This is a genomic window from Sphingobacterium sp. MYb388, from assembly GCF_037479535.1.
Lineage (GTDB): Bacteria > Bacteroidota > Bacteroidia > Sphingobacteriales > Sphingobacteriaceae > Sphingobacterium > Sphingobacterium anhuiense.
The window spans coordinates 468,091-492,934 of the sequence record NZ_JBBGYV010000002.1 but is presented as its reverse complement, the minus strand read 5'-3'; the positions used below and the strand labels follow the sequence as shown (position 1 = coordinate 492,934).

Annotated in this window: 14 protein-coding genes; 2 read left to right on the top strand and 12 right to left on the bottom strand. The window is 38.4% G+C overall.

Translation table 11 applies throughout. From position 1 onward, the window contains the following. Positions 1-8: 8 nt before the first annotated feature. The 8 genes from WH188_RS08020 to WH188_RS07985 all read right to left on the bottom strand — a co-directional run bounded on the left by WH188_RS08020 (position 9) and on the right by WH188_RS07985 (position 18,346). Positions 9-1,637: a RagB/SusD family nutrient uptake outer membrane protein gene (locus WH188_RS08020; RefSeq protein ID WP_339423728.1), complete on the bottom strand. Its 1,629-nt coding sequence runs from the start codon at positions 1,635-1,637 to the stop codon at positions 9-11. 12 nt (positions 1,638-1,649) lie between these two features. Then, on the bottom strand, positions 1,650-4,787 hold the full coding sequence (locus WH188_RS08015; RefSeq protein ID WP_168127242.1) for a SusC/RagA family TonB-linked outer membrane protein: 3,138 nt from the start codon (positions 4,785-4,787) through the stop codon (positions 1,650-1,652). A gap of 28 nt (positions 4,788-4,815) precedes the next feature. Beyond that, on the bottom strand, positions 4,816-7,680 hold the full coding sequence (locus WH188_RS08010) for a glycoside hydrolase family 31 protein (RefSeq protein WP_339423727.1): 2,865 nt from the start codon (positions 7,678-7,680) through the stop codon (positions 4,816-4,818). Between the two features lie 172 nt (positions 7,681-7,852). Further along, positions 7,853-11,854: a hybrid sensor histidine kinase/response regulator transcription factor gene (locus tag WH188_RS08005; protein WP_339423726.1), complete on the bottom strand. Its 4,002-nt coding sequence runs from the start codon at positions 11,852-11,854 to the stop codon at positions 7,853-7,855. A gap of 284 nt (positions 11,855-12,138) precedes the next feature. Further along, entirely contained in the window at positions 12,139-12,717 is a 579-nt protein-coding gene (locus tag WH188_RS08000) for a fasciclin domain-containing protein (protein ID WP_339423725.1), read from the bottom strand. A gap of 4 nt (positions 12,718-12,721) precedes the next feature. After that, entirely contained in the window at positions 12,722-14,095 is a 1,374-nt protein-coding gene (locus WH188_RS07995) for a RagB/SusD family nutrient uptake outer membrane protein (protein WP_339423724.1), read from the bottom strand. A 9-nt stretch (positions 14,096-14,104) separates the two neighbouring features. Further along, complete coding sequence (locus WH188_RS07990) at positions 14,105-17,197, bottom strand: SusC/RagA family TonB-linked outer membrane protein (protein WP_339423723.1); 3,093 nt, start codon at positions 17,195-17,197, stop codon at positions 14,105-14,107. 288 nt (positions 17,198-17,485) lie between these two features. Beyond that, complete coding sequence (locus WH188_RS07985) at positions 17,486-18,346, bottom strand: HD domain-containing protein (protein ID WP_339423722.1); 861 nt, start codon at positions 18,344-18,346, stop codon at positions 17,486-17,488. Between the two features lie 308 nt (positions 18,347-18,654). On the opposite strand from WH188_RS07985, the gene WH188_RS07980 reads away from it, so the two are divergent. After that, complete coding sequence (locus WH188_RS07980; RefSeq protein ID WP_339423721.1) at positions 18,655-19,974, top strand: serine hydrolase domain-containing protein; 1,320 nt, start codon at positions 18,655-18,657, stop codon at positions 19,972-19,974. Between the two features lie 348 nt (positions 19,975-20,322). On the opposite strand, the gene WH188_RS07975 is transcribed toward WH188_RS07980, so the two are convergent. Genes WH188_RS07975 through WH188_RS07965 form a run of 3 tightly spaced genes read right to left on the bottom strand, consistent with a single transcriptional unit; the run spans position 20,323 to position 21,794 of the window. Next, on the bottom strand, positions 20,323-21,267 hold the full coding sequence (locus WH188_RS07975) for a HipA domain-containing protein (RefSeq protein ID WP_339423720.1): 945 nt from the start codon (positions 21,265-21,267) through the stop codon (positions 20,323-20,325). After that, positions 21,260-21,595 (bottom strand): HipA N-terminal domain-containing protein, encoded by a 336-nt coding sequence (locus WH188_RS07970; protein ID WP_132770668.1) that lies wholly within the window; start codon positions 21,593-21,595, stop codon positions 21,260-21,262. Before WH188_RS07970 ends, WH188_RS07975 begins: the two co-directional genes overlap by 8 nt. Continuing rightward, positions 21,576-21,794 carry a type II toxin-antitoxin system Y4mF family antitoxin gene (locus tag WH188_RS07965; protein ID WP_132770669.1) on the bottom strand — a complete coding sequence of 73 codons (219 nt, stop codon included), beginning with the start codon at positions 21,792-21,794 and terminating at the stop codon, positions 21,576-21,578. The genes WH188_RS07970 and WH188_RS07965 overlap by 20 nt, the downstream gene beginning before the upstream one ends. A gap of 369 nt (positions 21,795-22,163) precedes the next feature. Here WH188_RS07965 and WH188_RS07960 point away from each other — a divergent pair, with 369 nt between their 5' ends. Continuing rightward, positions 22,164-24,365 carry an alpha-galactosidase gene (locus WH188_RS07960; protein WP_339423719.1) on the top strand — a complete coding sequence of 734 codons (2,202 nt, stop codon included), beginning with the start codon at positions 22,164-22,166 and terminating at the stop codon, positions 24,363-24,365. 76 nt (positions 24,366-24,441) lie between these two features. On the opposite strand, the gene WH188_RS07955 is transcribed toward WH188_RS07960, so the two are convergent. After that, on the bottom strand, positions 24,442-24,816 hold the full coding sequence (locus WH188_RS07955) for a winged helix-turn-helix transcriptional regulator (RefSeq protein WP_132770671.1): 375 nt from the start codon (positions 24,814-24,816) through the stop codon (positions 24,442-24,444). Positions 24,817-24,844 lie beyond the last annotated feature (28 nt).

The window sequence follows — 24,844 nt, the reverse complement described above, 5'->3', positions numbered from 1 at the left end:
CGGCTTTACTAATTCCATCCGTCATTTTGTTTTAGCACGCCATTCGATAGGGTGATCTGTTTATTAGGAATCTGCATAAAACCTCTTGTCTTTAAGAAGTTCTCTTTTTTAACGGTGACTTTTTCAGGAACAGAACCACTGAGCACATCTTCGGAAGTTTCCAGTATGCCCGCAGCATTATTTAATCCCTGTCTTAAAACGTCCCAATAACGAATTCCCTCGAAGGCAAACTCAAATTCTCTTTCTCTCAAAATAGCAGCCTTGGATACAGCGGTAGCTGTGAAGTTGCTTTTGTAAGCTCTTTTTCGCACATCATCAAAGTATTTTTGAGCATTGCCCGAACCCAGCTCTGCCGCCATCAGTAATACATCGGCATAACGGATCACAAAATAATCTTGATCTTGAGAAAGCTGCATATCTTTCTCTCCCCCCGTATTGGTCGTTCCGTCCGGTAAAGCGGTTGGTGCATATTTCTTTACGGTATATCCGGTATATTCACGTTGATCTCTCAGATCAAAATCAGTAATGCCCTCGCCATCGATGTCTATGATAGAAGCTTGTTTTCGCGTATCATTATTACTAAATTTATTAAAGAAGTTTTTACTAACGGTACAGGCGCCCCATCCTTGACCATAAGGAGACCAGCTTTTACCTCTGAGCCCTAAGAAAACGACCCAGCGATTGCCATCAACATAACCATTATAGTTGGAGGTATTATTGAACTTTTGCGCAAACACCACTTCTGAATTCCCTTTTCCGACGTACTTGGATATATCTAACGAGTTGTTGGTTTTGTTAGGAATATAACTCGCTGCCGGCCATAGCGCACTGAAATTTTGTACTAAGGCAAACTGCCCACTGCTGATCACATCTTCTAATCCGGCGAGTGCTTCGGCTTTAGTGACACCTATATCTTCAGTACCATAGTATCCGGTATAAAATAAATAGACACGTGCTAATAATGCTTTTGCCGCTAAAGGTGTTGCCCGGCCATCATTGGTTCCTGCAGCCGATTTTGGATAGGCATCTGCAGGAATATGACTTGCCGCAAACTTAAGATCTTCGACAATCAGTTTGTATACATCCTTAGGATCTGCTTGGGGTATATTTTCATTAGTAGCACTCGTTAGCAAAGGGACTTTTTCAAATAAACGCACCAGATCAAAGTACATCAAGGCGCGTAAAAATTTTGTTTCCCCCTCAATCCTTGCTCTAGCAGCGGTTTGATTAGCAAAGTCTGTCCCGTCCAATTTACCCAAAAGGGTATTCGCTCTAAAAATACCGGCATAATAATCTGACCAGGTACCATCAAAAATATTATTATCTGAAGAGGATTCTGAAATATCAAATCGATCGATCGCTTGAAATGCTCGCCCATCTGTGGTACCTGTACCGCCAAAACACTGGTCTGCGGCAACCTCAGCTGTTAAATAAAAGGACTGGCTACCATTGGATACAGTACGCTGATAACCATCGTAACAACCCACTAAGGCCATATCTGCATCGGCTACTGTTTTATAGAAATTACTTTCTAAAACACTTGTCATCGGCTCGACATCGAGAAAACTGGAGGAACAAGAGTTGAACAGTAAGGCCGACATTAAAAAAGAACTGTATATGAAATGAGATTTATTCATGATTTTTAGTGTTTAAAATTTAACGTTTAGACCAAACAAGACACTTTTAGGTCGTGGATAATAACCTAAGTCTATACCTGAAACCCAACCATCTGTGCCGTAACCGATTTCGGGATCCATCCCGTCGTATTTGGTGAACGTGAATAGATTTTGACCCTGTACGTAGAATCGGATCTGATTGGTGAATTTCCAGCGGAGAACTTTGGATAGATCATAACCCAATGTAATGTTACTGATGCGCAGAAAATCGCCATCTTGCAGGTAGAGATCAGAGAATTGCCAGTTTACATTTGTTTCAGTAACCCTCGGTATGGTATTGGAAGTGCCTTCACCAGTCCATCTGTCCAAGATCCGTGTGGTGTAGTTTCCTTGTTTGTTCGCATGGTTGCGATAGGACTGTACGATCTTGTTTCCTACCGATCCATAGGCTTGAATTGAAAAATCGATCCCTTTATAATCCAGGCCTAGATTAAATCCATAGGTAAAACTTGGCATACCTACACCTAGATTTACTTTATCGGTTGCGTTTATAACACCATCGCCATTTTGGTCTACATACTTGACATCACCAGGTCGTACGTCTGCCTGTAGAACACCCTTTCCGGTATCTCTCCATGCATCAATTTCGGCTTGATTTTGAAATAAACCATCGGTTTTATATCCCCAAAAATATCCAATCGGCTGACCGTTTTCGGCACGATAAAACTCTTCCGAGTTGTCATAAAGCATAGCTGTTCGACCATGAATAATACCGTCTTCAGTCGGAATCTGACCAACTTTGTTTTTGTTATAAGCACCATTGACACCAAAGTTATATTTCAGTTCATTGACGCGGTCAGACCAATTGACCGCAAGCTCAACCCCTGTATTCTTGACATCTCCACCATTGATAAAAGGTGGCCTTGTACCTGTTGTGGCCAGTACGGGCGCCGTAACCAACCAGTCTTTAGTTGTTTTTATATAGAAATCGGTAACAATGTCCAAACGATTATTGCTAAATTTGGCGTCTATACCGATATTGGTCTGCTCGGAAGTTTCCCATGTCAGGTATGGATTAGATAACCGGCTTGGATAAGCTCCAGCAATATTGTTATTGCTTGTTCCAAATACATAGTGCGCTCCGGGGTTGCCAGAAGTGATACCCGTTGAAGTACTTATCGGCGAAGCATATTGAAAATCATCAATATCTTGATTACCTACCTGACCCCATGATGCTCGAAGTTTAAAAAAGTTTATCGCACTTAAGTTGTCTTGAAAAAAATCTTCAGAAGAGATCACCCATCCGGCAGATACCGAAGGAAAATAACCCCAACGGTTGTCTTTGGAGAATTTGGATGAGGCATCGGCTCTTAGGGTTGCATTTAAAAGATACTTCTCTTTGTAATTATAACCCATACGTCCAAAATAAGATACCCTGCGGGTAATATTCTCCGGTTTACCAGCCACTGTGCGGGTTTCTACAACATTACCTTTCTCATCTAAGTGCGCCTGACCTGTGGTATTATCCAAGTAAGCATGCGAAAAATCATTGAACTGCGATAATAGATTCCAATTGGAAGCAGATAGATATGTTCCTTGATAACGCAATGATTCCATACCCACCATAGCTGAAAACCGGTGATCGCTATTGATACTAAAATCATAGGATGCTGTATTAGTCCAGGTCAGCGTATGACCTTTGCTCATGTTCTGAGAAGTTGTCGTATGATCTTCGTTGTAGGTGTAAATTGAAAAGCGGTACATGGGCGTAAAGCTTCTGTATTCGGATGCATAATAATTGAATCCCAACAGCGACCTGACTTTTAATCCCTTGATTGGTTCAATTTCAGCAAATACATCGGCCAGCAATTTCTGACCATCATTGCTATTATTGGAATTGGTCATCATGCTACCATAGGGATTACCGTCTCCATTGTACCAAGGCGAATTGGAAGTATCGTTAAATGGACTTCCAAAAAGACCATTGTCCGAATAGACTGGAGACAATGGCGATGTGCTAAATGCACCACGTAGCGTATTGCTGTACTGATCTCCAACACTTACACCTCTATTTTTTATGTAGTTGAAATTGAGATGCTGTCCTATTTTTAGAAAGTTATTCAATAATTTATGTTCCGAATTACTGCGGAAGCCATAGCGTTCGTAGTTGGAAACATCCTTGCCCCCAACAATCCCTTCTTGAGCAACATAATTTAAGGACATTGCGTAGGTTGACTTTTCCGATCCACCGGTTAATCCAATATTATAGTTATCCATCCGGGCATTGTCTTTAAACATGTGATCCAGCCAACTGGTATTGGCTAAACCTTCCATACCATCAAAATTGATAACGGATGCCCCAGAATTAAGCGACTGTTCATTCATGATGACTTTATATTGGTCGGCATTCAATAGTTTTGCTTTGCGGGCTACATTCTGAATTCCGGTAAAGCCATCAAATGACAAGATACTTTTACCGGCAGCCCCCATTTTTGTAGTCACTAAAACAACCCCATTTGCAGCCTGAGACCCGTAAATGGCTGCAGATGCGGCATCTTTTAATACATCGATCGACTGAATATCTGCCGCATTTAACACCGAAATATCTCCTCCGGGTACACCATCTATCACATATAATGGTCCGGAGTTGCCTATTGTACCTAAACCGCGAACGACAACTTTCATGTCTGCTCCCGGTTGCCCTGAGGTCGATGTGATGGATACACCCGGTGCCTGTCCTTGAAGTGCCTGTAGCGGATTGAGCTGATTACGTTTTTGCAGATCCTCGCCTTCTACTTTAAGATTTGCTCCTGTATTTAATTTCTTTTTTTGTACGCCATAACCAATGACGACCACCTCATCCAGATCGGATACCAATGGTTGTAGACGAATAACCAGATCTGTACCTGAGGCCGCAATTTCTTCTGTTTTATAACCGACATAGGAAATGATCAAGATCGTTCCTTTTGCTGCAGGTATGGAAAATTTCCCAGATTCATTACTACTTGTTGAGGTTGCCTGATTTTTCACTTTAATACTTGCGCCCCCGATTGGCAAGTTGGAATCAGCAGAAACTACTGATCCCGAAAAGGATTGTGCACAGACAACTGAGGTCATGCCCGTCATGACGACGACGGCAATTCCCTTTTTAAACAATTGCTTACTTATCATATAATTTAAAATTTAAAATCGGTTGTATTTATTTTAGTTTAACCTGTAGTGTTTTTCCGAAATAAGAAATCATCTTTGATTTTTTGGCCTGTATATCAATACCGGCGCCGTGAGCAGGATCAACAAAAATGATATTGAATTTTCGATCCTTCAGCATGCCATCAAACGTACCAACACGGTCTGCTAACACGAGTGTTTTCGTCTTGTTGTCATAGGTCATGTCGATACGACTATATTGTCCTTTTTCGTAATTATAGTTGATTCCTTCATCTTCATATAGCGCAAATTCACCATCTGCACCATCGTAAACATACAGGTTGATCAGATCTTGTTTTTGCTCAGTGGTAAACTGAATGGTTCTGCCTAATGGCAATATTGATCCTGCTTTTACAAATACCGGCATACGCTCATAAGCAGCTTCTGCTGTAATATCTTGTCCTCCCCGACTCATTTTGCCCGTGTAGAAATTGTACCAATCTCTTCCTTCTGGTAAATGAATGACTCTCGAGGTCGCTCCCATTTCTGTAACTGGACTGATCAATAAGGATGGTCCCCACAGGTACTGGTCATTAATATTAAACCCCTTCTGATCTTTGGGAAAGTCCATTGCCAGTCCACGAATCATCGAGTAGTCTTCAAAAAATGTCTTTGCGGCTATACTGTAATTGTAAGCCAGAAGTTTATAGCGCAGATTGATGTAATAAACCATGCTTTTATATGCTGGATGATCTTCTGGCGCTATATTAAAAGGTTCGCGAAATGGAAATTGACCATGAGCGCGGAATATAGGCAGGAAAGTTCCATACTGATACCATCTAGCATTCATTTCGCGCCATTCTTCCTGATCTGCAGGATTGGGCTTATGAAACCTATTCTCTACTAAAAAGCCACCGGCATCCATCGTCCAGTAAGGCGTACCTGACATTGAAAAATTGATTCCAGCAGCAATCTGATCCTTCATATCATGCCATCTTGAAGCTATATCGCCACTCCACGCTGCTGCCGCATAGCGTTGCTGGCCCGCAAAATAGGAACGTGTTAAAATAAATACACGTTTATTGGGATCTGTTTCGCGCTGTCCCTCATAGATTCCTTTCGCATTTTGAAGTGGAAATGCATTGTAATAGCGGACTGATGATCCGATATTTGGCTGAAAGACAGATTTGCGTTCGTTCAGATCGATATTTGAATGTATATCAGGTTCACTGGCATCCATCCACCAGGCATCGACGCCAATTTGAAAAAGATTTTTATCTAATAATTGCCAAAATCCATCGCGTGCTCCTTTATTGAAGGGATCATAAAAAGTCGATGTATATCCTTTTCCAATCCAGTCTTTCCGTCCATCATAAATATTTCTGGTGTAAATCCATTTATTGTCGCTGAACTGTTTGTAGACGGTAGATTGTTCATTGATCTTGGGCCATGCCGAAATCATCAACTTATAATTTTGATCATGTAATCTTTTGATCATCCCTGCTGGATCAGGGAATCGCGTCTTATCAAACTGTTGGCTTCCCCAGTCGGGTTCTGACCAATATGACCAATCTTGTACGATATTGTCTATGGGAATTTTTCGGTTTCGAAATTCTGTTGCCACACTTTCAATCTCCGCTTGCGTTTTATACCGTTCGCGACTTTGCCAGTAACCAAAACTCCACAGTGGCATAATCGGTGCTTTTCCTGACACGTGGCGATATCCAGAAACGACTTCATCCATCGATTGACCATGTACAAAGTAATAATCAATCGCATCACCGGCTTCAGAGTTAAAAGAAAACATATTTTTACGTGGCTCTGGAATAGGGCTTTGCCAATTGAAAGTAAAATAAGATTCTCCACCGTCTGGCAACCATTCTATACGGATATCATGACCCTCATCCCGTTTAAATTGCTGTTCAATTTCAAAGGTTCCTGCATTCCAGGATTGTCGCCACCGATCAGCGACCAAATGTCCATCAATCCAAACTTTCATGTAACCCGAGTATTTAAAATGAAGCACATGTTTTCCTGAATAGGGAGAAGATATACGGCCTTCGTAGATAACTTTACTGTCTACGAGTTTGACATCTTTGGGAAACTTATGCTGATCAGTCAGATAACTATATTCGATAATTGATTCGGGACGTGACAGGAAAACTTCTTCATTTTTATGCTTATTCACATAGGTTGCTGTCAACCAACCTTGCTCGCCCTCTTTAGAAGTTAATTTAAACGCATTGAGAGGCAGAAAAGCACGTGTATCTCCAGCTTTGGTGATGGAATAGTTGTGCCATAAAAGCCCATAATTGTTTGTCGAAACCAGAAAAGGAATTCCAATTTCGGTATTATATTGCAACAAAGTCACCTGTTTACCGCGATTGTAGTTCATAATCGCATTTTGATGCTGCCCAAGTCCAAATATGCCCTCAGCGGTGTCTACAATAAAATCTTGATTTAATCGATAAAATGCATCGCCAGCATAACTGTCGGGAATGAATGCATCTGCATTTCTTTTTGATTCACTGAAAATTCTCTTGCCTGATGAATCAAAGAATTCGACTTTCCCGCTCACCAAAGAAACCTTAGCGATAAGATCCGATGTTGTTAAGTTGATCGTCGAATCAGTTGGTTGTACATGAAAGGATTTGAGCTGACGTTGCAAAGAGTCTACAACCACCAAACTTGCTTGTGATGGAAATGGATCTCCATAAGGAAGTGCAGTGACGCGAATGATTTTATCCGTGATTACATCCAGATAAACATCTTGATCAATGGCACTTTCAGATCCCTTGAAACTGACCTTGACGCCTGATTGGGTTTTTATAAAATTGGATTTATTCACTTGCGCATTTCCATTATGGACAAGTGCAAAAAGCATAATACCGCTCAGAGCAAACTTTAGGTTTTGCATATATAAATAATTACTGGTTTAATTTTGGTTATTCCCTTTTACCTTATGAATTGGTAGGATCAAATATAGCGCAGTAGTTATTTCCAGGAGGGGGTGTTATGTTAACAATTAGGGTATCTAATGTTAACTGGCGTAATCTATAAAGACCCCTAATAAATTACAACATTTTAACTTACAGACTTTTACGATAATAGGAAGGTGAAAATCCAAAAGTAGCTTTAAAGTATTTCGTAAATTGTTTGGGATTACTAAAACCAACTTCATATGCAATCTCTGAAAGCGATAAACTGGAATGTTGTATGAGGTGCATCGCTCTTGTTAGACGGATATGCCTGATGTATTCTGTTGGTGAATATCCGGTAATGGCTAATATCTTTTTATAAAGTCCTACCCGGGTCATGTGCATGTTTCCTGCTAATATTTCGACAGATAACGTCGAGTCTGACAAATCTCGCTCGACTTCAAGAATGAATTCGCGGATGAACTTCTCGTCGGCAGACTCTACCTCTGGCTGGTTAAGTTCGATTGCGATTTGCTTTTTGTATTTTTTGACCAGGGATGATTTTTGATCCAGGACACTGGCGATTTTAGATTTCAGCAATTCAAAATTAAATGGTTTTAGAACATAATCTGAAGCCCCTGCACGAAGTGCCTGCAGCTGTATTTTTTGATCCAGCACAGCGGTTACCATAATGACAGGAATATGTCGGTAACGTTCTGATGATTTTAGATACATACAAAAATCGATACCGCTTTCACCAGCAAGCTGAATATCGGCAATCACTAAATCATACTCCTTTTTTGTCAGATGGTCTTTTGCTTCCTGTACGGTACAGACACCATCAACTAAGTATTCATCGTTTAAATTTCTTTTCAAATATTCTAAAAACTCGACATGATCTTCAATCAGCAAAATCTGATTTCTCTTGTTGATTTGTTTCTCTGGGAGTACTGATGTTTCCGAAATCGCTTCAATCGGTATTTCAACCACAAAACATGATCCTTCTCCGACTTTGCTCTGAACGGAAATATTTCCATTGAGAAACTCGACATATTCTTTCACAATGGCTAATCCAATACCTGTACCTTGATTTAAACGGCCACTGTTGATATCATATTGAAAATAACGGTCAAATATCCGATTTTGATATTCTTCCGGTATCCCGGGACTTTGGTCTTTAATCTCTAATCGCCATATATCGAGGTCATCGTTTTGTTCCTTAATTGTGCTCGTGATATGTATTGTACCTCCCGATCTGCTGAACTTAATGGCATTGGACAATAGATTGAATAGGATACTTTCCAATTTTCCTTTGTCAAAATTACCGAAATAATGATCGCGGTTATATATTACTTCAATGCGGAGCGAATTGACTTCGGCCAATTGGAAAAAGGGCTCAATCTGTTCTTTAGTAAAAAGGATTAAATCGCCATATTCGTCCATACGGCTAAGCTGGTTTTTTTCCAGTTTTCGAAAATCCAGCAATTGATTGACCAAAATCAATAGACGAGATGCATTTTTATTGATCAGTCTTAAATTTTCTTTTTTATGTTGATCTGTTTCTTCTTTTAGAAGTTGCTCAGATGGGGTCAAAATTAAACTGATCGGCGTTCTGAACTCGTGGCTTACGTTAGTAAAAAAGCGTGTCTTCAACTCTTCGAGTTCTTTGGCTTGCAACGCTTGTTCTTTGACCATTATCAATTGATTTCGTGTCTTTGTCCGCAGTTTTACCCACGCTTGCCACAGGTAAATACAGGAAATAGAAATCAGCACGTAAAGCATTAATGCCCAATTGCTCCTCCAAAAAGGAGGCTCAATCACGAGGGTTAATAATAATGTTTTTTCAGACCAGCTTTCATTATCGACTGAATGTCGGATGTAAAATCGGTATGTTTTGGAATCAAGATTCGTAAAATTGGCCTTCATTGTTCCGGTTTCAAAATCAAACCATTCCTCGCTGAGTCCATCCAACTGATACTGGTAAATCCGATTATCCTGCTGCAAATAATTAAATGAGGATAGTTCCAAGGAGATCGCATTTTGATCATATGGCAGTTCTAATTTTTTCACATTTGTCAGTGCCTCATCATAAATCACCTTGCCGTTTACACGTTCGCCAACATTGATTTTACGATTAAAGAGATAGATATTGGATAGAACAGGTGTTATATTTTCTTTTGATCCCAAAATTTGATTTGGATCAATAATATTATAACCATTGGGGCCTCCAAATATAAGCTGTCCGTTATCCATCTTTAAAGCTGAATTTTCATTAAAGACATTGCTTTGTAGTCCCTGCTCTTTGGTGAAGTTACGAATGACAAATTGCTTAGCATTTTGATTGGGAACAATTTCAGATAATCCTTTTGCTGTAGAAGCCCACATATTGCCCTTATTGTCTTTGATTAATGCCAGTACGGCATTGTCAATCAGACCGTCGCTCGTATTGAGGTATTGGATCGTTTCATCCTCAATGATATTTATTCCCTCTTGAGTGGCTACCCAGATGCAACCTAGCTCATCTTCCTTAATATCATATATCAAATCATTGGAAAGACGCAACTTTCCTTCTTTTTCATTAAATTGATGTATTTCTCCATTTGACCGAATCAATTCGATGCCTGTAGCAGTTCCAACCCAGATATTATTTTTTGAATCTTCAAATAAAACAGATACATAGGTACTGGAAATTGTCTTTCCCTCACGCGAGCGATAGGTGGAAAACGTTTCCGTATCCTTATTAAACAAATATAAACCAGCAGATAGTGTTCCGACCCAGAAACGACCTCTTGAATCTTCAAATATTTCCCAGACGCTATCGTCTGGTAATCGATCAGCGCCTTTGTTGTATGTTTTGAAACTTTTACCATCGAACCGACTCAATCCCCCGTGGTAAGTACCTACCCAAAGTATATTTTTTTGATCCAGATACAGACTTACGACAACGTTACTGGGTAAAGAAGTTGCATCATTTGGATTGTGTAGATATTGTTTATATACTTTATCTTGAAAGTTATAATGCAAGAGACCGCCACCATTTGTACCGATCCATAAGTTATGATTTTGATCTTGAATAAACCTGTTGACATCATCAAATGGCAATGTTTTGGCGTATCCTGCATAATTTTGGTATACCGGAAAAAGCAGTAAGTTTGGATGATAATAACTGATACCGCCCTTATATGTCCCAACCCAGATAATACCTTTCGGATCTTTATACAGGGATGTAATACTATTATAGGGTAAACTTCTTAAATTATACGCCTCGTGATTGATCACAATAATTGATTGCATCTTTTTATTAAAGACGTTGATTCCACCATGATCAGTAGCTAACCAAATGAGACCTTGTTCATCTTGAACGATACTGCCTACAAATACATTCGAAAGTTGCTCTTTGATGTGACTGATCTCATCCGATCCAGCTCTGACCCAAAATACGCCGATTGGAACATCTTTTGAATAAATCCACAGATCTCCTTCGCGATCTATAAATAGACCATACGTAACGCGCTGTTTGCTGGCAGGTAAAGAAAATTGTTTAAGAATCTTCCAGGTCTTTTTTTGTACGAGCTGTGTCAAACCGTTTTCATAGATTATCCAAAAAGATTCCTTCGAATAATTTACAACATCGACTATTTTTTGATTCTTAAGTGGTGAAAATTTTCTCGTTTCTTTTGAAATCGTATGTGTTAGCATGAATGAATTATCGCTGTACAAAACAGCATATTCATCATCTTCAAAATGGCGGATAATTTGAGGATCTCCGATCGGTAAATTCCATGTCTGAAGAATGGAATCTATATTTTGAATGATTACTCCTTTTTTTTGATCGTACACATTCATTTTCGAATGGGTACGGATCCAAATTTGTTGCCCTGGTCCTTCAAACAATGCCGATATACGATTACTGCTCAATCCAAAGCCTTTGTTTGATGAATAACGGAAATTTGTAAATTGAAGTCCATCAAATCGACTAAGTCCAGATTCCGTTCCAAACCACATGTAATTATATTGATCTCGTAGGCTGCAATTGATATGGTTATGTACCAATCCTTGATCGGAAGTGATGTTCTTGAAAGAATAGACTGTCCCTTGCTCTTGACCGAAACAAAAACTAGTAATCCATGAAAAAAAAAGTATACTGATCGAAAGTAAGGTACTACGGAGCATCAAAATTTATAATTAGTACTGTAATACCAATATTAACAAAAATATTATTCAAATAAGAATAACCGATTGAAGTTTCGACATTTGTGTAGACAAATTATATGGATCTTTAACAAGCGATGAGGGGAACTGATACTGAGCCAGCAGAACGGGAAAGAACAAAAAAACTATTTAATCAGGCTTTAAAAATAAGAAGTAATTGGATCAGGTCTTGAACATCCGGTACTTTCTCAAAGAAAATTACGTTCCTGCATTTTAACTGTTGTGGAAATGCAGGAACAATATACCTATTTTACCTTCTCGGAATAGAAAACAACCTGATCAACAATATGGATGACACCATTGTCCGGAACAAGATTTGACGTACGGATTTGCCATTGCTTATTGGTTCCTTCATTGATGAGCCCCACATACGTACCGGTATGGGATAAATACATGATCTCACCTTTTTCAGTCTGATATGCAATGGGCTTGTTCTTTGGAGACAATGCAGGATCATTAAAATTCACTACTGCTTTTACAATATGATAACGCAACATATCTTTCAGTATGGATACCGGTACTGTGCCAATAGCGTCGTAATTATTTTCTTCTAAATATGCCTTAAACGCACGATTCGTGGGCAGAATAAAGGTCGATTTCTCTGTACGTTCGTATAATGCTTCATCCTTAGCTAGCGTAATTGCTTCTTTTAGGGAAGACAAAGAATCATTTTTTTGGATATAGGCCCATGCAGACATATTTAATTTGCTATTGTCTTCTGCATAATCGTATTCAAAGCTGTCCTGTACTTCGCAACTAAAAAAAGTAACCAGCACAACAAAACTGCACAGCAAAAGCGTAACGATATATTTGATCTTCTTCATATGATTATCTATAAAATTCATTTTGTTTCAAATTTGGATTTTTTAATAGTTCGCCTTCGTGTATTGGCCACAGGAGATTTCGATTGTCCGAGAGACCGTTGATCGGTTTTATGGTTGAAATTGCAGTACCAGTCCGTACAAGATCAAACCACCGATGTCCTTCAAAACAAAGCTCTATAGATCTTTCGTGCAAAATACCGGTTAGTAAGTTTCCAAATTGGATGTTGGCTTTATTTTGATCCAAAGCAACGAGTCCTGCACGAATGCGGATACGGTTCAGTAAGTCCAATGCTTCAACGGGCTGGTTTAAATTTGCATGTGCTTCGGCCTTCAGTAAGAGTATATCAGCCACTCTGGTAAGTACCATATTTCCTGCCGAAGGTTCTGGACTCTCGTCATTAAATCCCTGTCCAAAAAATTTCCAGATCTTACGTGGCTGTACTTGGGACACATCGTAAATCCGTGGTTTGCGGAGATCCCCCGGTTCGATAGACGCAATAAAAGATGTACTGGGTACATAGTCACTATCTGATCCCATGGCGTACCATATACGGAGGTTATTGGTCTGTACTTCATTGTAGCCGACTTCAAAAATACTTTCAGCACTGCTCCCTTTTACAAAAATGTTATTCCAATCCTCGATCGACACCAAGGTATATTGCGGATCTGCGAGCACCTTTTCGGACATTTCTATGGCCTGCGCATATTTCTTTTGCCACATATACAGTTGCGTCAGAAATGCATAAGCAGCTCCTTTGGTGATTAACACGCGATTCCCGGCACCTGAATAATTTGTAGCACAATTCTCCGTCGCGAGCATCAAATCTTCCTCTACCTTAGCCAATACTTCAGCCTCCGTGTTCTTTTTGACAAACAGATCTTGACCCAAACCCTCATACGGTTCGATGACTAAAGGTACCTCCCCCCAGATCCGAACTAAGTAAAAATAAGCGAGTGCCCTCAACGCATGTGCCTGCCCGAGTAATTGTTTTTTTAGTTCGCTATCCTCATCTCCAAATGCTTGGGGAATATATTTGATTGCGTAATTCGCGCGGGATATAACGGTATAAAAATTATCCCACCGTGCTGAATTGATAATTGGCGTTAGCGTATTTTGTTGCAGCGCTCCAGGATCACCGGCATGACGGGTCACCACATTATCAGCCCGGCCCTCGCCCCAGTGGGCATAATTTTGACGGAAAAGAGTTTGTAGACCATTATAGATTCCATTGACTCCAGCTTGGGCATCACTGGGCTTTTTATAATACCCTTCTCCAGAAAAATTGCTAATAGGTTCCTTATCCAGCAATGAATTAGAACAGCTGGTAACAGATAGAAAAAGAATAGACCAAAATATGTATTTATACAATTTTTTCATCGTTATTTATTAAAGTCCAAAGATTAAACCAAACGTAAATGTGCGGCTCTGTGGGTAAGAACCTTCATCCAACCCTACACGAAGGCCGGAATAGGAATTGACATCGGGGTCAAAGCCAGTATATTTGGTCCAAGTGACCAGATTCGTAGCAGTAACAAATGCATCCAGCTTGCGCAGGCCGATCCGTTTGCTCAAAGCTGAATCAAAAGAATATCTTAAATTGACGTTCTTTAATTTGAGATACGAACCATCTTCAACCCATCTACTTTGGACCCTGCTATCGGACTGTTTTGGATCGTCCCGAATCAATCGTGGAAAATCTGTTTGATCCCCCTGCTCCCGCCACCGATCAAGGGCATCGGTAGATAAATTGTTGTAACGAACAATTGAGTTTCGTTGATGATTCAATTCGTTGTAAATCTGATTTCCGACAGCATACTGAAAAAACACATTCAGATGAAAGTTCTTATAGCTAAAATCGTTGGAGATTCCGCCGAAATACTTAGGCTCTGCATATCCGATTATCTCCCGGTCATTCTGATCGATAATTTTGTCATTGTTGACATCCTTCCAAATGGGGTCTCCACCTACAAAGACAGCTCCGTTGGCACCGTTTGTTAGCTTGTTTGTATTGTCTTCGTCACGCGCATACACGCCAAGAAAATTCCAGCCATAAAATACGCCAATAGGTAAACCTTCTTGCAGTATATGGAAATTACCGTTTTGGATATGCCCATTGGTCAATAAATTCTTAGGTAAAGAGGTCACTTTATTCCTATTCAAGCTAATGTTTACATTCGTGCTCCAACGAAAAGCGCCTTCTAGATTGCGGGTCTGTAGGCTAAATTCCAGGCCCCGATTCTCAATCGAACCTATGTTTTGTGTAATATATTCAAAGCCAGAAGTTCCGGGGGTAGGCACATTATACAGTAGATCCTTTGTTTTCTTCAAGTACGCATCTGTTGAAAACAGGATTCTATTTTTAAAAAACCCTAGCTCTAAGCCCAGATTATATTGGTGGGTAGTCTCCCAAGTGAGGCTCGGATTGGGCATCACAGTTGGCGCAGCACCCGAAAAATCCAAATAGTTTGTTCCTAAGGTAAACTCTCCTCTTGATGTGTAATCACCGATGGCTTCATTTCCAGTACTTCCGAGGCTAAAACGGAGCTTACCGTCGCTGAGCCAGCCCAGATTTTTGATACCTTCTTCTTCCACGAAACGCCATCCTGCGGATGCAGAGGGAAAGAACCCAAACCGCCGATCACGGCCAAAGCGAGAAGAACCGTCAGAACGAAGATTGAATTCTAACAGATATTTGCTCTCATAATCATATGTAACCCGGCCGAAATAAGAAAGCATAGCATGTTCGGAAGCGACATTTACACCCTGGTTCGAAATCACAGATGCACCATTTAGGGTACGGATATCATCGCTTGGAAAATATTCTCCATTGAGACCTGTTCGGTCATAACGCCATTTCTGAAAACTCATCCCAAATACCGCCCCAATATTGTGCTTATCCGCTACATTTTTGGTGTAAGTAAAGTAACTCTCATTTCCCCAAGTAAGATTTCCAGAAGATCGTACAGCACCGCTATTGTATCCTTCGCGGTAGTCCAGTATCGATGGCATAAATTCATCTTCCTTCATTGAAATATAATCCAGATTGACATTGCTCCGGAACTTAAGATCCTGATAAATATCAATTTCTAGATATTGGCTTCCAATGATACGATTGCTCTTATTGAGATTGGTCGAAAACAAAGCCATACCGACAGGATTACGCTGTCCAATCATATAGCCGTTCAGTGATCCATCAGGCAAGTACATCGACATATTTGGTGGCCTTACCAATAAACTCCTGATAATACTCAAATTCCCTGATCCAGCAGCATTCGTTCGGTTGTTGACCGCGTTTGTGTAGGAAATGCTCTGCCCTATCCGCACACGATCTGAAATTGTAAAGTCAACATTCAGTCTGGAGGTAAACCGTTTATAATTCGAATTTAATATGACTCCATCTTGATCCAAATAGGACGAACTCCAGGCGTATTTTGTTCCTTCATTACCTCCTCTTACAGAAAGATCCAACTTATATTGTTTTGCTGTACGCATCAATTCATCCTGCCAGTCTACATCACCATTGTTCATGGGGTTGAGGGAATCGATAATCGTATAGAAAGGGTCTTCTGGGATTGTCATCCCACGATAAGAGTCCAACACTGCTTCTCGGTATTGTCTGGCATTAAGAACACTTAGTTTTCGCGTCAAGGAACTCACTCCTGCATTTGCATTCAATATCACTTCCGGCTTACCAGCTGCACCACGTTTGGTCGTAATCATCACAACTCCATTGGCAGCGCGGGAACCATAAATTGCTGTTGAGGCTGCATCTTTTAGGATTTCAATAGAGGCGATATCGCTTGGATTGATATCCGCCATTGGATTTAGACCTGAATTTTCTGTACCATTTAAAGAAGAAATAGAATTGGATTCCAGCGGAATACCATCCACAACAAAAAGCGGATTATTACCCGAGTTCAGCGAAGAACTTCCCCGGACACGGATACTCATCTCTCCCCCAGGTGCTCCCGAATTGGACGATACCTGCACGCCGGCTGCCCGTCCCTGTAAAATGGAAATCGGATCCTGCAACGTTGTTTTCTCAATTTCAGCAGCACCCACAGAAACAATAGCTCCTGTTAGATTTCGTTTTTTCTGACGGCCGTATCCCACCACAACCGTTTCTTCGATCACATTGGAAACAGGTGCTAAAGCTATTGTATAGCTTGTACGCGTATCTATTTTTATCGTCTGACTGGAATATCCCAAAAATGAAAAAGTAAGCGATTGTCCTATTGCCCCATTGTCTAATACAAAACCACCCTGTTTATCTGTCGTTACGGTCGTACCATTTTTATCGTCAAGCTTTATCGTAACCCCGAGTAAAGGTGTCTTTGTCACCGCATCGATCACTTTACCAAGGATCGTTTTTTGCTGCGCTGCCGAAGCGCAAGGAATAATGAATAGGACATGCAAAAAAAACAAGGATGGTGCATAATACGACAACCATAGTTTACATTGGGTAGCACTAAATTTCATACAAAGGTTTTAAGTTTAGATCATCTAAAAATTGTCGATAACGATTAATAAAAAGTATTTTAATGAAAACATTTACATTAAAACTTAAGCATTATCAAATAATTAACGACGAAAAAAAACCTATAGTATATGAAGTAATACATTTTGTAACATTATTGTTATAAATATAGGTTTCCTGCTCCTGAAGCACACACTTATTCTGACCGATTTATGAGGGGAATTGGCAGATATAAATTTATTATATAAGATTAATGAGAAATTTAGTGATGGTAAAAAAGATTTCCTTTATTAAGTACCTATGACCATAGGCTTTAGTATTCTCTCTTTGAAAACCTCTCCAGATCGAGATTCTGAAAAACTTTCAAAACCTTCCAAATTTTTGATTTTTTCAAGTTCGGCATTGAGATCAGGATCGGTCTTTATTATGGATAAAACTGCAGGATCATCTTTCCAAAGATCTAATAAAACAAGAATACCTTTTTCCAGTCCCAAAGCAATCAATTCTGCAAGCTTGGTATTGGCGAATATATGTTCCGGTTTTCTGAAATATGCATTATTGAGCTGAAGATATTTACTGGTAATCCATGAAGCTACTTTTTCACTCTGAACACCAATCTTACCATCCTGAACACCAAGTTCGCTTATAAAATCATGTGCCTCCACAATATCGATTAGGCCGAAATGATATAAATCCCTAATGGTATAATCTATTCGATCTGCACAAAGCGCAGGTAGCGGCATCTCAAGCAAAGTATGCTTTGGATCTTCCAGTAAAGAAGTACTGAATCCATATTTAGTGAGAATAGAGGGGATAGTGGACGTTGCTATTACCTCTTCAAAAATTTGCTCATGATAATCTTCGCCTTTATGCTGCAGAACATAATCGATAACATGTGAAAATGCCGTATGGGAGACATCGTGCAAAAGCGCAGCAACCTGTTCTTCCAAACTCCCTCCAAGTTTCCTCACGAGAAGCATAACGCCGGTAGAATGTTCATATCTGCTGTGATCAACATGTGGAGAAACCAAAAAAATGGCACCTCCCTGATGAATATTTTTTAACCGTTGAACAGGCTCCGAGTTTATTAGCTCGCTAAGAATATCTTCAAGTTCGAAATTGCCGTAAAAAATATCACTTACTATCATCATTCAAATATAAAGTATTTAAGGTAATGATAGAGGTAAAAATGAAAACACCCTTCTTTGTACAGGAATTCTATTAAAAAAAATATTTACAGTGCAATTGAACCAGTATGATTTACTATAAAAACTTATTTACACTGTTGGGCTCCATTTTTTAAAACACAATTCTAATGATCGCATGGATTTTATTCAAAGAAAATCAAACTCGTAAAGTATTAAAATATAAACTAAAACAATTATCTTTAAAGTCTAAGAAGCTGTAAATTACGACAGGCTCTTTATCCATCAAATTAAAAACCATAAGACAAATTATTATGCTTAAAAAAATTTCAAGTTACTTCGTACTTCTTTTGATCTCGACTGGTAGCTATGCGCAAAATATCGATTCACAAAAACTAGACTCGTATTTTGCATCACTGGAGCAAAATAACAAGTTTATGGGAAGTGTGGCTATATCAAAAAATGGTACACTTATATATTCCAAATCGGTCGGCTTTTCTGATCTTGAAAACAATAAGAAAGCAACTACAAATTCTAAGTATAGAATTGGCTCCATTTCAAAAACATTTACTTCTGTTTTGGTTTTGAAAGCTGTAGAAATGAAAAAACTAAAACTAGATCAAACCATCGAAAGCTTTTTTCCGACGATTAAAAATGCTAAAAAAATAACCGTAGAACATTTATTAAGCCACAGAAGTGGAATACATAATTTTACGGATGACAAGGATTACCTGACCTGGAATACACAGCCTAAGACCGAAAAAGAAATGGTAGCAATTATTGCAAAAGCGGGCAGTGATTTTGAACCTGACAGCAAAGCGCAATACAGCAATTCAAATTTTGTACTGCTAACTTACATGCTTGAAAAAAGTTTCAAAAAAAGTTACACAGATCTGTTAAAAGAATTTATAACAAAACCTCTTGATTTGAAGAACACCTATATGGGAGGAAAAATTAATCCAGCGAAAGAAGAATGCAAATCATATACCTTTAATGAGAAATGGATTCTTCAACCTGAAACAGATATTTCTATACCTCTGGGAGCTGGAGGAGTTGTTTCTACACCAAGCGATTTGGTCGATTTCAGCAATGCACTGTTTAATGGCAAATTGTTGAATCCTGAAAATCTTGAAATCATGAAAAGCATCAAAGATCAATATGGGGTAGGCTTATTTCAAATTCCTTTTTATGATAAAATTGGATATGGACACACCGGAGGAATTGATGGTTTTAGTTCTGTCTTTTCTCATTTTGATGACGAAAATATTGATTTTGCTTTAACTTCAAACGGAACTAATTTCAATAATAACAATATTGCTATTGCGTTATTAAGTGCAGTTTATAATAAACCATATGATATTCCAAATTTTTCCAGCCATGAAGTATCTTCAGAAGATCTGGATAAGTATTTAGGTATTTATGCGTCCAAACAAATCCCCTTGAAAATTACGATTACAAAAGACAAAAAAACGCTGATGGCTCAAGCAACAGGACAGTCGGCATTTCCTCTTGAAGCAACAGAAAAAGATAAATTCAAATTTGAACAGGCAGGGATTGTTTTAGAATTTAGACCGGAAGAAAAAACAATGAAATTGAAACAAGGTGGTGGAGAATTTCTGTTCAATCTGGAATAATAAATCAGTAGGTCAAGGTAAGACATTCTAAGCCGATTACAATATAAAATGCTTGTAAATATACGATTTGCAAGCATTTTATATTAACCAATGACTTGTCCTCCAATACTTTTGTAATTTTTATTATTTAAATAAAAATTTTAGCCCCTTCTTTAATTTTAATTATAAAATCAGTTTTAGCACCTCTATAACTTACACAATTATACTCATACTTTTTTTTGCGAACGCAACTTTTAGCGTCTTATGTGATGTCCCTATCTCAGGAAACGGAATCAGAAAATCCCTATAACACTTCTAATCCATGATTTCCAAGTCCTATTTGAATATGAAATGTAGAAAAGAAAAAAACTATAAAAATAAACTTGCTCTTTCCTCGACTAACGTTTTGAATGCAGATTTATTATCATCGTTTAAAAAAGAAATATCAATGAGCTGTAATGCTTTTGGATTCCATTCTAGTATTCTTTTGTAAACCGTTTTAACTTGCTTATCATTTAAACCCAAAACTTCAGCCAATCGATTAAAATATCCTTTACTAAAATTCATCTTTTTCCCGCCTAATAATAAAGCTGTATCTTCCTTATCTTTAGGAAAAATGATCTTGACATTAAGCAAATCGTAAGCTGGAGAAAACACCCAGCCCATAGAAGAATCGTTTAGCATAGAAAAGTTCTTTAGATGCATATCGTTATTTCCAATGATAAAGTTAAAAACAGTTAGTTCAAAAAATCGACGTTTATCTAACAAAATATGGTTTGACAATTTTCCTATCATATTACCCAACAATTCCATACTACCTTTATACTTGTTTTCCAACTCCAATATCTGTAAAAAGTCTATCATATGATTTTTTGAACCATCTACATTGCGATCGATACGCTTAGTAATATAACAGAGCTCTCCAGTGATTAGTCTGATCATAGCATATGGAACTGTTTTTATATTAAATAACTCTGCTAATTTCATGGATAAATGTTCATTTTCTGGCATTTGGCTATACAAAGCATTTTGTGGCTTTAAAATATAATTACCTTCCAAGGCGTCTAAAATCGTTAATCGTCCTCGTTGACCATCAGTTAACAAATTTTTTATCCAGCCCAGAGAAAGTTTGGGTTGTACACCTGGTACTGTGATTGAATGTTGTACAGATTCTCTTGCCAAAAGTTCCATTTCATCCAAACGATATGGTAGAACGGGAGGTTCCTCTGCTCCATAAAACAATTTAGAGCATTTAGGATGATAGTCAATTTCCCTTTCACCTAATTCCTTATAGCAATACAGACATTTATTCATCTTCGTTTAATTCTATAGGGTGTACGGATACTGCGCCAATACTGTTTTGACAACAAGCCAATAATAATCCCATTCTATCATTTTGATTTAATTTCCAACTTGCACTTGCAATATCTAATAACCAGCCTTCAGGTATCAATCCGTCAAAAAATGGAAACATGGACACGCTATTATACGGGTATTTCCTTACAGGCATTTGAAATGTTATAAATTGATCAGGAAATTCTTTAATATATCCTTCATTATATTGAAAAACATATGTCCCTTCTTCTGTTTCCGTAAGTGTTCCTGCAATAATATTATTATATTTAATGATTCCCTGTCTCATAATCTTTAGCATTAACTGGTCCTAAAAAATGTCCAAAAAGCATTAACACCTGATTTACTTTTGTTAGACTTAAATTATCTTTACCTTGCTCAATCTTACGGACAACTGTTAAAGCTACTCCAGCACTTTCAGCAAGATCCTCTTGTGTGAGTCCGAGTTGCTTTCTTTTGGATTTTACAAATTCTGCTATTATATTCATTTTATATGCTTTTACATATAAAAATAAGAAAAAATATCAAATTATATGCATAAGCATATAAAAATATGAAATAATGATATATTATATGTAAAAGCATATAACCCACTTATTATGTCGCTTTTGCCCAGGCATTGATATCTTGAGTAAATTCATAAGCCTCAACCCTACAAACCATAAAAAAATAAAATAAACAATCTGCAGTTCTGATTATAATTATTGATCATTTTGAGAACAATCTAGCAATCACTATCTTAGTTGAAACGTTACTATTTATTATAGTCCACACCGATGCATCCGATCAATACGATTTGGAATACATTAGGCTTTAATTAAATAGTGCTAATTACTTCAGAACCCTAAACCAACAATATGACAAAATTTATGCTACTATTTTTGTTGCTCCCTATTTTTATTGATAGTAGTGCACAACAAACGCAATTGCAACTCAAGACAACAAAAAATATCATCCTCGAAACTGCTGGCATCGCACTGGTTCTGAATGTAGAGGAAAACAAAGATGTCAATATGGTCTACCTTGGAAATAAGCTATCAAAATCGGATGAATACACACAAGTAACCAGGCAATATAAACAAGCTCATGATTATACCAGCATGTATCAATCTGCTTATGCGGCCTCGGGCACCCGAAACTTACTTGAACCTGCTATAAGCGTCGAGCATGCCGACGGTAATCAATCTTTAGATCTTAAATATATCGACCATAAAAATGATATCAGTATTGCTGGCAAACAGCATGTCACCATTTTTATGAAAGATGAACTGTATCCTTTTTATGTGGAATTACATTATCAGGCAAATTATCAGGACAACATTTTTGAACAATGGACGGTTATTCGGCATGAAGAGAAAAAAAATGTAAAACTAACCAAATTTGCTTCGGCTAATCTTAACCTGAAATCAGACGATTTTTACTTGCGCAGCTATCACGGTGACTGGATAGCCGAGATGCAACCAGAAACAGAAAGACTTACCCATGGTATCAAAACACTGGACAGTAAACTGGGTACCCGGACCAACTTGTTGATGAGTTCTTACTTTGCCATTGGTATGGATAAGACATGGAATGAAACACAGGGAACAGTATTACTAGGTGGGTTGGATTGGAGCGGCAACTTCAGAATTGATTTTGAAAAAGATCCGCAGGATAATTTAAGAATTATTGCAGGCATTAATAATTATGCATCGCATTATGCTTTAAAACCTAAAACAGCTTTCACTACCCCAAAATTCACCTATACGCTGTCGACGAAAGGTGTAGGTGAAGGATCTCGTAATTTTCATAGATGGGCAAAAAATAAGCGCCTGGTTGATGGAAACGGAGAACGCCTCACCTTGCTCAACAACTGGGAAAGTACCTATTTTGATTTTGATGAAAAGAAGATCTTTCATCTGCTTGAAAACACCAAAAAATTAGGTGTTGATCTTTTCCTGTTAGATGATGGTTGGTTTGGAAATAAATATCCCCGAAATGCGGACACATCTGCATTAGGAGACTGGACTGAGAATAAGAAAAAACTACCCAATGGAATTGCCTCAATCACAAAAGAAGCCGATAAAGTGGGTGTGAAATTTGGTATCTGGGTAGAACCTGAGATGATAAGTCCCAAAAGTGAACTTTATGAAAAGAAACCAAACTGGGTGGTGAAGCAGACAAACAGACCTGAATATTATTTTAGAAATCAGCTCGTGCTGGACTTATCCAATCCCGAAGTACAAGATTTTGTCTTCAACACTCTTGATCAATTATTACAGAAAAATCCTTCTTTAGCTTATATCAAATGGGACTGTAATGCTGTGATATACAATGCATACTCGAGTTTCCAAAGTGACCAAAATAATTTCTATGTTGACTACACGTTGGGCTTATACAAGGTACTGGAACGATTCCGTGCCAAATACCCGAAACTGCCGATGATGCTTTGTTCTGGTGGTGGTGGACGTATCGATTACGGTTCATTAAATTACTTTAGTGAATATTGGCCAAGTGACAACACCGATCCTTACGATCGGATCTTTATGCAGTATGAAAACTCCCTGTTCTTTCCCGCAATAGGAAGTGCAAACCATGTCACCACTTTTGGGAAACAGGATCTAAAATTTAAAATTGATGTAGCTATGATGGGAAAAATGGGTTTTGACCTCAACCTAGAAGAATTGCGTCCGGAAGAACTAAGCTTCGCACAAAAAGCCGTCAAAACATACGATAATATCAAAGATATCGTGTGGCATGGTGATCTTTATCGCTTTTCTAATCCTAGAGAAAATAATTATGCTAGTCTTGCCTACATAAACAGCGATAAAAGTAAAGCAGTGATGTTCAATTACCTCACCTTTTATAACCATGTTTTTAAAATCACTAAACCGATCAAATGGCAAGGTTTAGATCCGAATAAATCGTACAAAGTCCAAGAAATAAACCTGAATAAAGACGATAACACGATCGCTGAAAACATGATCCTATCAGGAGACTTCTTAATGAATATCGGATTAAATCCTGTTTTAGAAAATAACAGAAGAAGCGTAGTCATCCTGTTGACAGCTACTCCATAAGTAGATCGATCACTTAACAACTTTAAATATCCTATTTCCTTTTCCATTCGACGGGGAAAGGGAATAGGATATTTTATTACAACGAATTTTTAATTTTATCTCTATGGATCAAACCCCAGTTTACCAGCGTCTCGGTCACCGGAAATACTGATTTCCCGTATTCTGTTACAGCATAAATGACCGTAATGGGTTTGGTATCTTGAATGGTTCTTGTAATCAGTAAATTGATTTCAAGCTCTCGGAGTTCTTTCGTAAGCATTTTTGCTGAAATTCCCTCTATCCCTCTTTGCAATTTCTTAAAATGAATTTGTTGATCCGTTCTGTTGGTCAGATAACGCAAAATCATCAGTTTCCACTTACCTCCCAATACATCGAGACTGTCGCGCATGGCAAAAAGCTCTTCTGTACATGTCGCCGGTCTTTCTACACCATTCTCTATAATATTTGCCATAATAGTTACCTTCATGTTACTAGTTACC

Excerpts from the sequence above, each read along its gene's own strand:
- WH188_RS08020 (WP_339423728.1), bottom strand. The coding sequence starts at position 1,637 with ATGAATAAATCTCATTTCATATACAGTTCTTTTTTAATGTCGGCCTTA.
- WH188_RS08015 (WP_168127242.1), bottom strand. The coding sequence starts at position 4,787 with ATGATAAGTAAGCAATTGTTTAAAAAGGGAATTGCCGTCGTCGTCATG.
- WH188_RS08010 (WP_339423727.1), bottom strand. The coding sequence starts at position 7,680 with ATGCAAAACCTAAAGTTTGCTCTGAGCGGTATTATGCTTTTTGCACTT.
- WH188_RS08005 (WP_339423726.1), bottom strand. The coding sequence starts at position 11,854 with ATGCTCCGTAGTACCTTACTTTCGATCAGTATACTTTTTTTTTCATGG.
- WH188_RS08000 (WP_339423725.1), bottom strand. The coding sequence starts at position 12,717 with ATGAAGAAGATCAAATATATCGTTACGCTTTTGCTGTGCAGTTTTGTT.
- WH188_RS07995 (WP_339423724.1), bottom strand. The coding sequence starts at position 14,095 with ATGAAAAAATTGTATAAATACATATTTTGGTCTATTCTTTTTCTATCT.
- WH188_RS07990 (WP_339423723.1), bottom strand. The coding sequence starts at position 17,197 with ATGAAATTTAGTGCTACCCAATGTAAACTATGGTTGTCGTATTATGCA.
- WH188_RS07985 (WP_339423722.1), bottom strand. The coding sequence starts at position 18,346 with ATGATGATAGTAAGTGATATTTTTTACGGCAATTTCGAACTTGAAGAT.
- WH188_RS07980 (WP_339423721.1), top strand. The coding sequence starts at position 18,655 with ATGCTTAAAAAAATTTCAAGTTACTTCGTACTTCTTTTGATCTCGACT.
- WH188_RS07975 (WP_339423720.1), bottom strand. The coding sequence starts at position 21,267 with ATGAATAAATGTCTGTATTGCTATAAGGAATTAGGTGAAAGGGAAATT.
- WH188_RS07970 (WP_132770668.1), bottom strand. The coding sequence starts at position 21,595 with ATGAGACAGGGAATCATTAAATATAATAATATTATTGCAGGAACACTT.
- WH188_RS07965 (WP_132770669.1), bottom strand. The coding sequence starts at position 21,794 with ATGAATATAATAGCAGAATTTGTAAAATCCAAAAGAAAGCAACTCGGA.
- WH188_RS07960 (WP_339423719.1), top strand. The coding sequence starts at position 22,164 with ATGACAAAATTTATGCTACTATTTTTGTTGCTCCCTATTTTTATTGAT.
- WH188_RS07955 (WP_132770671.1), bottom strand. The coding sequence starts at position 24,816 with ATGGCAAATATTATAGAGAATGGTGTAGAAAGACCGGCGACATGTACA.